The organism is Klebsiella sp. JB_Kp031, assembly GCF_040064295.1.
Classification (GTDB): domain Bacteria; phylum Pseudomonadota; class Gammaproteobacteria; order Enterobacterales; family Enterobacteriaceae; genus Klebsiella; species Klebsiella quasipneumoniae.
Genome location: NZ_JBEAJW010000031.1, coordinates 69,779 through 83,370, shown reverse-complemented (window position 1 = coordinate 83,370; position 13,592 = coordinate 69,779). Strand labels below are relative to the sequence as shown.

Genomic DNA, 13,592 nt, shown 5'->3' with positions numbered 1-13,592 from the left:
GGACCCGCGCGCCGCCTGCGGGCGGCATCACGGTCATCGAGGAGGAATCGTAATGGATCGCATTATTCAATCACCAGGCAAATACATTCAGGGCGCAGGCGCCATCAAGCGCCTTGGCGACTACCTGAAACCGCTGGCCGAACGCTGGCTGGTCGTTGGCGATAAATTCGTGCTGGGATTCGCGGAAGAGATGCTACGCAAAAGCCTGGCCGATGCCGGCCTGGCGGCGGAAATCGCGCCGTTTGGCGGTGAATGTTCGCATAATGAAATCAATCGCCTGCGCGATATCGCCGGCAGTGCGAAATGCACCGCCGTGCTGGGGATCGGCGGTGGTAAAACCCTGGATACCGCGAAAGCGCTGGCCCATTTTATGAAGGTGCCGGTGGCGATCGCCCCTACCATCGCCTCCACCGATGCGCCGTGCAGCGCGCTGTCGGTGATTTACACCGACGAAGGGGAGTTCGACAGCTATCTGATGCTACCGCATAACCCTAACATGGTCATTGTCGATACGCAGATCGTTGCCGGCGCGCCGGCTCGCCTGCTGGCAGCCGGAATTGGCGATGCGCTGGCCACCTGGTTCGAAGCCCGCGCCTGCTCACGCAGCGGCGCCACCACCATGGCGGGCGGGAAATGCACCCAGGCGGCGCTGGCGCTGGCCGAGCTGTGCTACAACACCTTACTCGAAGAGGGTGAAAAAGCGATGCTGGCCGCCGAACAGCACGTGGTCACTCCGGCGCTGGAGCGGGTGGTGGAAGCCAACACCTATCTGAGCGGCGTCGGTTTTGAAAGCGGTGGCCTGGCGGCAGCCCACGCAATTCATAACGGCATGACGGCCATCCCTGACGCTCACCACTATTATCACGGTGAAAAAGTGGCGTTCGGCACCCTGACGCAGCTGGTGCTGGAAAACGCGCCGGTGGAAGAGATCGAGACCGTCGCCGCGCTATGTCACAGCGTTGGGCTGCCGATCACCCTGGCGCAGCTGGATATCAAAGGCGACATCCCGACCAAGATGCGCCTGGTGGCGGAAGCCGCCTGCGCTGAAGGCGAAACCATTCACAATATGCCGGGCGGGGTTAACTCCGACCAGGTCTACGCCGCGCTGCTGGTCGCCGACCAATATGGCCAGCGCTTCCTGCAGGAATGGGAATAATCCAGAGCAAAATAAAACACCCGGCGTCAGCCGGGTGTTTTTTATGTTTATCTGCCGGACGTGTCGCCCACTGGCGGCGGAAACGGCAAGCACTCAGGCCGGACGCACGCCCAGCGTATGGCAGATGGCGTAGCTCATTTCGGCGCGGTTCAGGGTGTAGAAGTGGAAATCTTTTACCCCTTCCCGACTTAAAATCTTCACCATGTCCATAGCGATGTTAGCCCCCACCAGCTGACGGGTTTCGGCATCGTTATCCAGACCTTCGAACATTTTCGACATCCACACCGGGATACGAACGTTGGTCATATCCGCAAACTTTTTCGCCTGTTTAAAGTTGGATACCGGCAGGATACCCGGAATAATTTCCACGTCGATGCCCGCTGAGACGCAGCGATCGCGAAAACGCAGGTAGCTTTCCACATCGAAGAAGAACTGGGTGATCGCGCGGTTGGCGCCTGCCTCGACTTTGCGTTTCAGGTTGAGTAAATCCGCCTGCGCGCTTTTCGCTTCCGGATGCACTTCCGGATACGCGGCAACAGAGATATCGAAATCCCCCACCTCTTTCAGCAGGCTGACCAGATCGGCGGCATACATCTCCGGTTTACCGCTGCCCGGCGGCAGGTCGCCGCGCAACGCGACGATATGGCGGATGCCGTTGTTCCAGTAATCCTGGGCGATAGTGCGCAGCTCATCGCGAGTCGCATCGATACAGGTCAGGTGCGGCGCCGCTTCCAGACCGGTTCGCTCTTTAATGCCCTTGATGATGCTGTGGGTGCGATCGCGCTCGCCGGAGTTCGCGCCATAGGTCACCGAGACAAACTTCGGTTTCAGACTGCTCAGGCGATCGATGGATTTCCACAGGGTTTGCTCCATTTCACTGGTGCGCGGCGGAAAGAATTCAAAGGACACATTAATCTGGCCCTGGACTTCCGCCAGGCTCTGATTCAGGGCTTCCCGCTGATTGGCGTGAAAAAAGCTCATACCTTACCTCATCAATCGCATGTAATGGCTGTTGTATTGCGAACTTCTATACGTTTAGACGTCCAGATGTAAAAATGACGGAAAAGCGCGCGGGCGTCAATAGAAAAATCTGCGTAAAGAGTGAGGAAAAGGCGGCCAATATGAAAAAAATTCATCTTCCGGCCAGAATGGATGCCGCGCAGGAAGAATTCGATCCGATGAAATTTGAAGCAGTTCAAAAAACCAGCATCTCCCCATGTTGGCCATAGCGATTGTTATTGCAGCCGCTTATCGCTTGGTTCAGAGTAAGTAGAACGTTCTACTAGAACGTTCTACTTACGCAATAATGCTTATAAAATCTATTCGGGGATATCACCATGAGTCTGTGGTCAGGGTTCATAAAATCATTATCAAAACTGTCGATGATCGGCCGCGCCTTGATGCTGCCGATTTCGCTCCTCCCGGCCGCCGGCTTACTGTTGGCCTTCGGGGATAAATTCCATATGCCCTTGATGATGAACGCCGGCGGTATCATTTTTGATAACCTGCCAATGCTGTTCGCAATTGGTTCAGCCGTGGGGCTGGCATCAGAATCGGGTATCGCTGCGCTGTCGGCAGCCGTCTCCGTCTTCATCACTAATATCACCATTAGCACTGTGCTCGGCATTACGCCGGAGATGGCCTCTCAGGGCGGAAAATATGCCATGGTCGTCGGCATCCCGACGCTGCAGATGGGGGTTTTTGGCGGTCTCATCTGCGGTATTCTCGCGGCGTGGTGCTATAACCGCTTCCATGCGATGCAGTTGCCTGAGTTCCTTGGCTTCTTCTCGGGTAAGCGTTTCGTGGCGATCGCCACAGCATTTCTCTCATTTATCCTCGGCCTGCTGTTGCCTTATGTCTGGCAACATATCCAGGCTGGTATTGACTCACTGTCGATGGTGGTAAACGGCGACAACCAGGCTGCATCGACCTTTATTTTCGGCCTTGTTGAACGGGCGCTGATCCCACTGGGACTGCACCACATATGGTATCCCTCTTTCTGGTACTCTTTCGGCGATTACACCACTCAGGCAGGCCAGGTGATCCACGGCGACCAGACCATCTGGTTTAAAATGCTGGAAGAAGGAGTGAAATCTTTTAGCTCCGATAGCTACCAAAACGCTGGGAAGTTTATGCAGGGGGAATTCCCGCTTATGCTGTTCGCGCTTCCAGCTGCCTGTCTGGCGATGTATCACGAAGCGCATACTAAGAATAAAAAAATCGCGGCCGGTATTCTCTTCTCTGCCGCGCTGACCTGCTTCCTGACCGGCATTACCGAACCCGTAGAATTTACCTTTATCTTCGTGGCGCCGATCCTGTACGTCTTCAACGCCATCATGGCGGGGCTCTCGTACATGACAATGTATCTGCTGCATGCGCATATCGCTAAATCCTTCTCGGCGGGGCTAATTGACTATATCTCCTTCGGTATTCTGCCGTCGCTGAACGGCTATCAAACCCACTTCCTCAACGCGGTTATCGTTGGCGTGCCGATGGGGCTGATTTATTATTTCACCTTCCGGTTCGTTATCCGTCGCTTTGATGTGAAAACACCAGGCCGTACCGATATCACTGTCACCGCCGATGATAAAACCGACGCGGAGCTGGCAACGGAGATCGTCAATCTTCTCGGTGGTGCACAAAATATCGATTCCGTCGGGGCTTGTATCACCCGCTTGCGCCTGGAAGTGGCTGAGCGTGATGCGGTTGATAAAGATGGCCTCAACGGCATCGGCGCACGCGGGGTGGTCTTCGTCGGCGATAACGGCATCCAGATTATTTTTGGCGCCAGGGCGCAATTTATCGCGCAAACCATGTCGGGGATGATTGGCAAATAACAAGAAGGTGTTATGGTGTGGAAGTAGGCTTACCGTGGGTAAGCCTATGTCTGCGATCTGACGGTAATACACGCGTTGTCATGGAGCGATTTTGAAGAAAGTCAGCATTATAGATGTGGCGAAACTGGCCGGCGTCTCCGTTTCGACGGTGTCGCTGGTATTACGCCAGAAAGGGAAGATCTCCGACGCCACCATCGAAAAAGTCAACGCGGCCATCCAGGAACTTGGCTATGTACATAACGTCGCCGCCGCTAACCTTCGCGCCAATACCACCAATTTGATCGGCCTGATCCTGCGCGACTTCAACGACAGTTTTTCCATTAAAGTGATGGCGAATATCGTCCAGGAGCTGGAGAAGCAAGGCTATATGGTGATCCTCGGCCAGCCGCGCGACGATCATGACTATCTGGCCCGCTGCCTGCTGTCGTTTAAACAGCAGGGCGTCGCCGGCGTGATATATCTTGATGCCGATACCACCAGCAATGCGCTGCCTGCGGCGTTACAAGCATGTCCTCTGCCGCTGGTCGCCGTCTCGCAAACGCCGCTCTCCGGCCATCATGACCAAGTGGTCCGCGATAATCGCCAGGCCGCCAGTATCGCCGCCCGCTATTTGATTGAACGCGGCCATCGCTACATCGCCTATATTGGCGGACAGGATAATGACCTGATTCGTCAGCAGCGGCTGCTTGGCTTATACAGTACGCTGGAGAAAAACGGCATGACCGTACGGGAGGAATTTGCTCCTGCCTGCAGCGACAATACGCAGGCTGCCAGTATCGCTACCCGCCAGTTGCTGGAAAAAAATAATGCCATTACCGCCCTGCTGTGCCACTCACCGGATGCAATGATTGGCTGCCTCAGCGGCATTCATCAGGTTGGACGCACGGTGGGAAAAGATGTCTTTCTCACTCAGCAGGTGGCGCTGGTGGGTTTTGAAGACATGATGCACGTGAATTTGACCTCGCCATCCTTCACTTATGTCTCTTCCGCCAGCGAAGAGACAGGACGTCAGGTAGCCTCGCTCATTATCCGCAAAATCAAAGAACCTGCCCTGCCGACCCAGCGCATTACCCTTTCCGGACAGCTGGTGGCTCGAGAGTCAGCCTGAGGCTAGCCAGTCGTCAGGTGCTCATCCAGCAGTGAGAGCCATTGCTGCACGGATTCTGCCCGGTGAGGCGCATAGATCACCCCAAGGCTTAACGGCATGCTGTCGCCTTCAGCGACAGGACAGAACACCACCCCCTGACGCTGGATTGCGGAAAAGGACGCCGGCAGGAGGATCATGCCTTCCCCACGCGCAATTCGCGCCAGCAGCACATCATGTTCGGCAGGCTCTTCCACATAAGCGGGGGTATAGCCAGCCCGGTCGAAAATGCGTCGCGTATAGTCAAAGAAATCGGGGTTACGCTCACGTTTAAACCAGAACAACGGCCGGTGATTGAGCGCGCTTAGCGTTAACGCTGGTGTGGCGGCTTCCGGCCAGGAGGCTGGCACTGCCGCGATGAGCGGCTCCTGATACGGCAATGGGTGCAAGTGCAGCCCTTCAGTATTGAGCGGCAGCGCAACCAGCGCCGCATCGAGTTTGCCTTTGCGCACCTGCTGAGCCAGCGCCGGTGAAGCGTGGCGGGTGATATGCAACGCGCGGGTATGTTCGCTCAGCGCAGATTCAACAGCGGCGAAAATGCCTTGTTCGAAGGCGGTCGTCACGCCCAGACGCAGAGACGGCGGCGAGTGAACGGAGAGCTCGCTCAATGCCGCCAGCGTGCGTTCCTGGAGCGCCAGCATGGGCCGAATCATCGCCAGCACCTCTCTGCCCGCGTCGGTAAGGATCAGGCCTTTGCTATGGCGCTGAAACAGCGTCACCCCCAGCTGCGCTTCCAGATGGCGCATATGGCGACTCAGCGGCGGCTGCGAGATAAATAACCGCTGCGCCGCCCGGCTGATGTTATTTTCCTCCGCCACCACCGCAAAGGCGCGCAGCAGGCGGATATCGAGAGAATGCAATCGCGAAGTTGTCATACTGAAAAGGTATCACGAAAAGGGTATTACTCAAGTCCGGCAAACTTCCCTACCCTTCCTCTCAACGCATCATCACAGAGAGGAAAAAACGATGTCCAGCGAACGTTATATCACCGGTCAGGAAATGCTTCAGCGCGTGGACGGTCACGGCGGGGAAGCCGTCGTCGACAGCCTGCGGGATATCGCCCCCGACTTCGCCCGCTATCTGATTGAGTTCCCCTTCGGCGATATTTACGCCCGGCCAGGGCTTGATTTGCGCAGCCGGGAAATCGCCACCATCGCCGCGCTCACCGCGCTGGGTAACGCCGAGCCGCAGCTGAAAGTGCATATTGCCGCGGGATTAAATGTTGGTCTGACGCAAGAGGAAATTACGGAAGTGATCATGCAGATGGCGGTCTACGCCGGATTCCCGGCGGCGCTAAACGGCCTGTTTGCCGCTAAAGCGGTTTTTGCGGCGCACTAACAAAAAAGACCAGGCCTGGCCTGGTCTTTTTCTCGGGATTACAGCAGCTGCGCCAGACGGTTAATATCCGACTGGATCGCCCCGGCGGTCACGTCACGCCCGGCGCCGGGCCCGCGGATCACCAACGGATTATCACGATACCAGCGGCTTTCGATAGCAAACACGTTATCGCACGGCAGCAGCGCCGCCAGCGGGTGCTCTTCGCGTACCGCTTCCACGCCGACGCGAGCTTTGCCGTTGGCATCAAAGCGCGCCACGTAGCGGAGCACCAGCCCCATCTCGCGGGCCGCCTCCAGGCGCTGCAGCATCTGCTCGTTCAGCTCTTCGCCATTCTCAAAGAAGTGATCAACCGAACCCTCTTCACAGTGCGCCGGGACCAGTGATTCCACGCGCACCTGATCCGGTTCGATGTCATAGCCCGCTTCCCGCGCGAGGATCACCAGCTTGCGCATCACATCTTTACCGGACAGATCGACGCGCGGATCCGGCTCGGTCAGCCCCTGCTGCCACGCCTGATCCACCAGGTCGGTGAACGGCACGGTGCCATCGAACTGCAGGAACAGCCAGGAGAGCGTTCCCGAGAAGATACCGCTCAGGCCGAGGATGGTATCGCCGCTGTCGATCAGGTCGCGCACCGTATGGTTCACCGGCAAGCCGGCGCCCACGGTGGCGTTATACAGCCAGTGGCGCCCCGTCTTCTCAAACGCGTCGTGGATCTGGCGATACTTATCGCTGCTGCTGGCCCCCGCCAGCTTGTTGGCGCTGATCACGTGGAAGCCATGGCTGGCGAAATCAAGATACTGGTCGGCCAGCTGTTCGCTGGCGGTGACGTCCAGCACCACTAAATCATCGTACGGGTGCGCGCGCATCCACAGGAACAGCGACTCTTCATCCTGCTCCACCGCTTCATCGTTGAAGAAAGCCAGCGCCCGGCTGGCGTCCAGCCCGTCATAGTTCAGCAGACTGCGTTTACTGTCGACCACGCCGGCGAGAACAAACTCAAAGCCGGTGCGCGCCGAGAGCGTGGTTTGTTCACGGGCGAACAGCTCCAGCCAGCGGGAACCGATGTTTCCTTTGCCGAACAGCATCAGGCCAATACGCTTTTCGGCACGAAACAAGGACTGGTGCAGCCCCTGGATCAGGCTTTCCGTCGGCCCGGCGCGCAGCACGGCCACCAGGCTGATTCCTTCTTCCGACTGCCAGGTGAACTCCACTGGCTGCCCTTTCAGCTGCTGCCAGAAACGGTGGCAGTGCAGGGGGTTACGGGTGACGCCAGCGCCCACCATCGCCACCAGCGCCAGCTTCTGACGCAGACGCAGCTCGCCCGGCAGACCCGCTTCATCGAGCAGCTTCAGCGCGCTGTCGGCCACCTCGGAGGTATAGCAAAACTGCAGCAGCTTGCGGTCGGCATGGACACCAACGGCTAACGGGCGCAGCTGGGCGCGTTTGAGCAGGGCGTCCAGCTCTTTATGCGCCAGTTTGAAATCGTGACCGCCCGGCACCTGGAACTCCACCAGGCAGACGTCGTCATGGCTGGTGACAATCCGGGCGCCAGTACCGGAGGCCAGCACGCGCTCAATGCGCGTGGAACCCTGTTCCGGCGTATAGCTGCAGCGTAACTGCAGATCGATATCGCTGGCGGAAACCGGCTGTAGCGTGCGGGCATGGAGCACCGGCGCGGCCAGACGCGCCAGCTCGCTGGCTTCGTCCAGACGCAGCAGCGGCAGCAGACAGGCGTCTTTCACCTTGCGCGGATCCGCGCTGTACACCCCGGCGACGTCGCTCCAGATAGTGACGCGGGAAGCGCCCGCCAGCGCACCGATCTGGGTGGCAGAGTAGTCAGACCCGTTACGGCCCAGCAGGACGGTTTCACCGGCCTGGTTGCGGGAGATAAAGCCGGTCACCACCAGACGTTTGTTAGGATGCTGCGCCATTAGCTGCTGCAGCAGTGGATAGGATAATCCTTCATCCACCTGCGGCTGCGCGGCACGTTCCGCGCGCAGGAACGCGCGCGCGTCAAGCCAGGCGGCTTCCATTCCCAGCTGGTTGAGAACCGCCGCCATCAGGCGCGCGGACCACACTTCCCCATGGCCGACCACTTCCGCATAGACCGCTTCGGAAACCCCTCCGTCCAGCAGACCAGCCAGACGCTCAAGGTCGTGGATAAAGGCGGCTATCAGCGTATCGGCCGCCGCAGGCTCCACCAGACCGCCAATCAGCTCGGTGTGATAGCGGCGAAGCGACTGCTGAACCTGATGCGCAGCAAGGCGATCGCTCTGGCTAAGCTTAAGCCAGCTGATCAGCTGGTTGGTGGTGCTGCCAGCGGCGGAGACGACCATCATGTCCCCCGCCTGCGAATACTCCTTCATGATCCCCGCGACGCGCAGGTAACATTTCGCATCCGCTAAACTACTCCCACCAAATTTGTGCAGCTGACGACCCTTCGCCCCTGCCTGCGCAATCACACTCATCTTTATTCCTCGTTTGCTGCCCGGAAGCCATTTTCCAGGTCGGCAATTAAATCTTCACCATCTTCAATACCGGTCGAAATACGCAGGAGCGTTTCTGAAATTCCGGCGGCGGCACGCGCTTCAGGCGCCATGCCGGCATGCGTCATCGTTGCCGCATGGGAAATCAGGCTTTCAACGCCCCCCAGCGATTCCGCCAGTGTAAACAGCGACAGCCCGCTCAGGAAACGGCGCAGCGTCTGCTCGTCACCGTCCAGCTCGAAGCTTAACATTGCGCCAAAACCTTTTTGCTGACGCGCCGCAATTTCATGCCCCTGGTTTTCCGGCAGCGACGGATGATACAGCTTTTTCACCAGTGGCTGGGTTTTCAGATACTCGACAATCGCCAGGGCATTACGCTGCGCCACTTCCATGCGTGGAGAAAGCGTCCGCAGCCCGCGCAACAGCAGATAGCTGTCGAAGGCGCTGCCGGTGACGCCAATATTATTCGCCCACCATGCCAGTTCGGTGACAGTCGCCGGATCGTTGGCAATCACCACCCCGGCCACCACATCAGAGTGACCATTAAGGTATTTAGTACAGGAGTGCAACACCAGATCGGCGCCCAGCGCCAGCGGGTTTTGCAGCGCCGGACTCAGGAAGGTGTTATCGACCACGCTGATCGCCCCGGCTTCGCGCGCCAGACCACAGATTTTCGCAATATCCACTACCCGCAGCAATGGATTACTTGGGCTTTCGACCAGCACCAGCTTCGGTTTTTCCGCCAGTGCCGCCCGCAGCGCCTGCTCATCGTTTTGATCGACGAACTGAACGCGATAGCAGCCGCGCTTCGCCAGGCTATCGAACAGACGGTAGCTGCCGCCGTAGCAGTCGTGCGGCGCCACCAGCAGATCGCCAGGCTTAAGGAACACCGTCGTCACCAGCAGGATCGCCGACATACCGGTATTGGTCAGCACCGCGCCAGCGCCGCCCTCCAGCTCCGCTAAGGCACGCTGCACCACATCACGCGTCGGGTTGCCGCGGCGGGAGTAGTCGTGAGCGCGAGGTTCATTAAAGTCGGTGAAGTTATAGGTACTGGAGAGGTGGATCGGCGGGACAACGCAACCGTACTGCTCGTCGTCATTTAAACCGCTACGCACTGCGATGGTGGCCTGTTTACGCGTCATGTTGGGAAGTTCCTGGGCTGAATCGGTGAAAAGTCAGGCTCCAGAGTAATCATTGTCACAATAGACGTCAATACATCTGGACATCTAAACTTCTTTGCGTATAGATTGAGCAAAGTGCAAATAGCCGTTAAAATTATATGCATTAGCGCACGTCGGCGGCGGCTTATCTCATGTCAGAAAGCCTGCGCTTACGGTAAACTACGCGCAATTATAGCCCGGGCGGAATATTCTGGCCCTTCACTAATAAACAGAGGATTAAGGTATCTCATGGCTGAATGGAGCGGCGAATATATCAGCCCATACGCTGAGCACGGTAAGAAGAGTGAGCAAGTAAAGAAAATTACGGTTTCCATTCCTCTGAAGGTGTTAAAAATCCTCACCGATGAACGTACGCGTCGTCAGGTGAATAACCTGCGTCACGCGACCAACAGCGAGCTGCTGTGCGAAGCGTTCCTGCATGCCTTTACCGGACAACCGTTGCCTAACGATGAAGACCTGCGTAAAGAGCGCAGCGATGAGATCCCGGAAGCGGCGAAAGCGATTATGCGTGAACTGGGTATCGACCCGGATACGTGGGAATACTGAGACAATAAAAAGGGCGGAAGCACTCTTCCGCCCTTTTTCTTTCTCGCCCAGGCAGGCGAGAGACACAAAAAAGCCGCCCTGAGGCGGCTTCTTCTGGCAACTTACTTGCTGCCCGGGATGCTGAAGCGCTTGTTGAAGCGGTCAACACGGCCACCGGTAGCAACATCACGCTGTTTGCCGGTGAAGAACGGGTGGCATTTGCCGCACACGTCGAGGTTCAGGTCATGACCTACAGTGGAGCGGATTTTCATGACATTACCGCAAGAACAGGTAGCAGTAATTTCGTCGTAATTTGGGTGAATACCTTTTTTCATGGGAGAACCTCAGTTAAGGCCGCGTCGCTCTTCCAGCCCTAACGCCAGACACCACGCGATATTAGTAATTTCCCGTCGCCCTCTACGCTGCTGACAGCGTGAAGCACACGGTAATGGTCAATCTTCAATGCGATATAAAGCGCATCAAAGGCGGCGAATCATACAGAATTTGACCAGCATATGCAAACTGATCCGCGCCGCCTTATCGTAATGTGTATACTATCCCGCCAGATTTCAAGTCAGGAAGATGACATGCCCGTCGCCCACGTTGCCCTACCCGTTCCGCTACCGCGCACCTTTGACTATCTGCTGCCTGACGGCATGGCGGTCAAAGCGGGCTGTCGGGTGCGGGTGCCGTTCGGCAAACAGGAGCGGATCGGCATTGTCGCGGCGGTCAGCGAGCGCAGCGAGCTGCCGCTGGACGAGCTAAAACCGGTCGCGGAAGCGCTGGACGACGAACCGGTCTTCTCCGGTACCGTCTGGCGGTTGCTGATGTGGGCGGCTGAGTACTACCATCACCCGATCGGCGATGTGCTGTTCCATGCGTTGCCCATTCTGCTGCGCCAGGGCAAACCCGCCAGCGCTACGCCGCTGTGGTACTGGTTCGCCACCGAGCAGGGGCAGGCCGTCGACCTTAACGGTCTGAAACGCTCGCCGAAGCAGCAGCAGGCGCTGGCGGCGCTGCGCCAGGGCAAAATCTGGCGTCATCAGGTCGGCGAACTGGAATTTAATGAAGCGGCGCTGCAGGCGCTGCGCGGCAAAGGGCTGGCGGAGCTGGCCTGCGAAGCGCCCGCCCTCACCGACTGGCGCAGCGCGTATTCGGTGGCTGGCGAACGCCTGCGTCTTAATACCGAGCAGGCCACCGCCGTCGGCGCGATCCACAGCGCCGCCGATCGCTTCTCCGCCTGGCTGCTGGCGGGTATTACCGGCTCCGGGAAAACGGAAGTGTATTTGAGCGTGCTGGAGAATGTGCTGGCGCAGGGGCGCCAGGCGCTGGTGATGGTGCCAGAGATCGGCCTGACGCCGCAAACCATCGCCCGTTTTCGCCAGCGCTTTAACGCGCCGGTGGAAGTCCTGCACTCCGGGCTCAATGACAGCGAACGTCTCTCGGCCTGGCTGAAGGCGAAAAACGGCGAAGCGGCCATTGTGATCGGCACCCGCTCCTCGCTGTTTACCCCGTTTAAAGACCTCGGCGTCATCGTCATCGACGAAGAGCATGACAGCTCCTACAAGCAGCAGGAGGGCTGGCGCTACCATGCCCGCGACCTGGCGGTATGGCGCGCCCACAGCGAACAGATCCCGATAATTCTCGGCTCGGCGACGCCGGCGCTGGAGACCCTGCATAACGTCCGCCAGGGCAAATACCGCCAGTTAACCTTAAGCAAACGCGCGGGCAATGCGCGCCCTGCCCAGCAGCACGTGCTCGATCTCAAAGGGCAACCGCTGCAGGCGGGTCTGTCTCCCGCGCTGATTGGCCGTATGCGTCAGCATCTGCAGGCGGATAACCAGGTGATCCTGTTTCTTAACCGCCGCGGCTTTGCGCCAGCGCTGCTGTGCCACGACTGCGGCTGGATAGCGGAATGTCCGCGCTGCGACAGCTACTATACGTTGCACCAGGCGCAGCACCATCTGCGCTGCCACCATTGCGACAGTCAGCGCCCTATCCCGCGCCAGTGCCCCTCCTGCGGCTCCACGCACCTGGTGCCGGTGGGTATCGGCACCGAACAGCTGGAGCAGGCCCTGGCGCCGCTGTTTCCTGACGTGCCTATTTCGCGTATCGACCGCGATACCACCAGCCGCAAAGGGGCGCTGGAAGAGCATCTCGCCGCCGTCCATCGCGGTGGGGCGCGTATTTTAATTGGCACCCAGATGCTGGCCAAAGGCCACCACTTCCCGGACGTCACCCTCGTCTCCCTGCTGGACGTCGACGGGGCGCTGTTTTCCGCGGATTTCCGCTCCGCCGAGCGTTTCGCTCAGCTCTATACCCAGGTCTCCGGGCGAGCGGGGCGGGCAGGAAAACAGGGCGAAGTGATCCTGCAAACCCACCATCCGGAACACCCTCTGCTGCAGACCCTGCTGTATAAAGGCTACGACGCTTTCGCCGAACAGGCGCTGGCAGAGCGGCAGACAATGCAGCTACCGCCGTGGACCAGCCATGTGCTGATTCGTGCGGAAGACCATAACAACCAGCAGGCGCCGCTGTTTTTACAACAGCTGCGCAATCTGCTGCAGGCCAGTCCGCTGGCCGACGACAAGCTATGGGTGCTCGGTCCGGTTCCGGCGCTGGCGCCGAAGCGCGGCGGCCGCTGGCGGTGGCAGATATTGCTGCAGCATCCTTCGCGGGTGCGCCTGCAGCATATCGTCAGCGGTACGCTGGCGCTGATCAATACGCTGCCGGAGGCGAAAAAAGTGAAGTGGGTGCTGGATGTCGATCCTATTGAAGGGTAAGCCTTCTCTTGCGAGCCGGATCGAAAAATTCAACAAGCATCACGTTTTTCATGAAAATTCTGTAACTCACTGCCGCGACTATCTGATAAAAAAGATGCAGCAGTTAGCGCGCAAGGGAAATGCCAGCGCCATTCAG

At 58.3% G+C, this 13,592-nt stretch carries 12 protein-coding genes; 7 read left to right on the top strand and 5 right to left on the bottom strand.

The window, feature by feature from the left end; genetic code table 11:
• Positions 1-52 precede the first annotated feature (52 nt).
• Positions 53-1,156: a glycerol dehydrogenase gene (locus tag ABLV64_RS14900; protein ID WP_004203683.1), complete on the top strand. Its 1,104-nt coding sequence runs from the start codon at positions 53-55 to the stop codon at positions 1,154-1,156.
• Positions 1,157-1,249: 93 nt separating this feature from the next.
• On the opposite strand, the gene metF is transcribed toward ABLV64_RS14900, so the two are convergent.
• On the bottom strand, positions 1,250-2,137 hold the full coding sequence (metF, locus tag ABLV64_RS14895; RefSeq protein ID WP_004203682.1) for a methylenetetrahydrofolate reductase: 888 nt from the start codon (positions 2,135-2,137) through the stop codon (positions 1,250-1,252).
• Between the two features lie 74 nt (positions 2,138-2,211).
• Between metF and ABLV64_RS14890 the strand changes: the two genes are divergently transcribed.
• From ABLV64_RS14890 to ABLV64_RS14880, 3 genes are all read left to right on the top strand, one after another.
• Positions 2,212-2,385 (top strand): hypothetical protein, encoded by a 174-nt coding sequence (locus ABLV64_RS14890; protein WP_017899816.1) that lies wholly within the window; start codon positions 2,212-2,214, stop codon positions 2,383-2,385.
• A 108-nt stretch (positions 2,386-2,493) separates the two neighbouring features.
• Positions 2,494-3,993 (top strand): PTS transporter subunit EIIC, encoded by a 1,500-nt coding sequence (locus ABLV64_RS14885; RefSeq protein ID WP_032455467.1) that lies wholly within the window; start codon positions 2,494-2,496, stop codon positions 3,991-3,993.
• Positions 3,994-4,084: 91 nt separating this feature from the next.
• On the top strand, positions 4,085-5,101 hold the full coding sequence (locus ABLV64_RS14880; protein ID WP_023319431.1) for a substrate-binding domain-containing protein: 1,017 nt from the start codon (positions 4,085-4,087) through the stop codon (positions 5,099-5,101).
• Between the two features lie 2 nt (positions 5,102-5,103).
• Here ABLV64_RS14880 and ABLV64_RS14875 read toward each other — a convergent pair whose 3' ends face one another.
• Positions 5,104-6,012, bottom strand: coding sequence for a LysR family transcriptional regulator (locus ABLV64_RS14875; RefSeq protein ID WP_048326182.1), 909 nt, complete (start codon positions 6,010-6,012; stop codon positions 5,104-5,106).
• Positions 6,013-6,103: 91 nt separating this feature from the next.
• On the opposite strand from ABLV64_RS14875, the gene ABLV64_RS14870 reads away from it, so the two are divergent.
• The gene (locus ABLV64_RS14870; protein ID WP_004203680.1) at positions 6,104-6,475 is read left to right on the top strand and encodes a carboxymuconolactone decarboxylase family protein; all 372 of its coding nucleotides are present in this window, start codon (positions 6,104-6,106) and stop codon (positions 6,473-6,475) included.
• Positions 6,476-6,513: 38 nt separating this feature from the next.
• On the opposite strand, the gene ABLV64_RS14865 is transcribed toward ABLV64_RS14870, so the two are convergent.
• Both ABLV64_RS14865 and metB read right to left on the bottom strand, forming a co-directional pair.
• On the bottom strand, positions 6,514-8,946 hold the full coding sequence (locus ABLV64_RS14865) for a bifunctional aspartate kinase/homoserine dehydrogenase II (RefSeq protein WP_023319429.1): 2,433 nt from the start codon (positions 8,944-8,946) through the stop codon (positions 6,514-6,516).
• A gap of 2 nt (positions 8,947-8,948) precedes the next feature.
• A complete protein-coding gene (gene metB, locus ABLV64_RS14860; RefSeq protein ID WP_004203678.1) occupies positions 8,949-10,109 on the bottom strand; it encodes a cystathionine gamma-synthase in 1,161 nt (386 codons plus the stop codon).
• Positions 10,110-10,376: 267 nt separating this feature from the next.
• On the opposite strand from metB, the gene metJ reads away from it, so the two are divergent.
• Entirely contained in the window at positions 10,377-10,694 is a 318-nt protein-coding gene (gene metJ, locus ABLV64_RS14855; RefSeq protein WP_002882924.1) for a met regulon transcriptional regulator MetJ, read from the top strand.
• Between the two features lie 101 nt (positions 10,695-10,795).
• On the opposite strand, the gene rpmE is transcribed toward metJ, so the two are convergent.
• On the bottom strand, positions 10,796-11,008 hold the full coding sequence (rpmE, locus tag ABLV64_RS14850) for a 50S ribosomal protein L31 (protein WP_002882922.1): 213 nt from the start codon (positions 11,006-11,008) through the stop codon (positions 10,796-10,798).
• 252 nt (positions 11,009-11,260) lie between these two features.
• On the opposite strand from rpmE, the gene priA reads away from it, so the two are divergent.
• Positions 11,261-13,456, top strand: a complete 2,196-nt coding sequence (gene priA, locus ABLV64_RS14845) for a primosomal protein N' (protein ID WP_004203677.1) — start codon at positions 11,261-11,263, stop codon at positions 13,454-13,456.
• Positions 13,457-13,592 lie beyond the last annotated feature (136 nt).

Coding starts and splice junctions, on each gene's coding strand:
- ABLV64_RS14900 (WP_004203683.1), top strand. CDS start 53: ATGGATCGCATTATTCAATCACCAGGCAAATACATTCAGGGCGCAGGC.
- metF (WP_004203682.1), bottom strand. CDS start 2,137: ATGAGCTTTTTTCACGCCAATCAGCGGGAAGCCCTGAATCAGAGCCTG.
- ABLV64_RS14890 (WP_017899816.1), top strand. CDS start 2,212: ATGACGGAAAAGCGCGCGGGCGTCAATAGAAAAATCTGCGTAAAGAGT.
- ABLV64_RS14885 (WP_032455467.1), top strand. CDS start 2,494: ATGAGTCTGTGGTCAGGGTTCATAAAATCATTATCAAAACTGTCGATG.
- ABLV64_RS14875 (WP_048326182.1), bottom strand. CDS start 6,012: ATGACAACTTCGCGATTGCATTCTCTCGATATCCGCCTGCTGCGCGCC.
- ABLV64_RS14870 (WP_004203680.1), top strand. CDS start 6,104: ATGTCCAGCGAACGTTATATCACCGGTCAGGAAATGCTTCAGCGCGTG.
- ABLV64_RS14865 (WP_023319429.1), bottom strand. CDS start 8,946: ATGAGTGTGATTGCGCAGGCAGGGGCGAAGGGTCGTCAGCTGCACAAA.
- metB (WP_004203678.1), bottom strand. CDS start 10,109: ATGACGCGTAAACAGGCCACCATCGCAGTGCGTAGCGGTTTAAATGAC.
- metJ (WP_002882924.1), top strand. CDS start 10,377: ATGGCTGAATGGAGCGGCGAATATATCAGCCCATACGCTGAGCACGGT.
- rpmE (WP_002882922.1), bottom strand. CDS start 11,008: ATGAAAAAAGGTATTCACCCAAATTACGACGAAATTACTGCTACCTGT.
- priA (WP_004203677.1), top strand. CDS start 11,261: ATGCCCGTCGCCCACGTTGCCCTACCCGTTCCGCTACCGCGCACCTTT.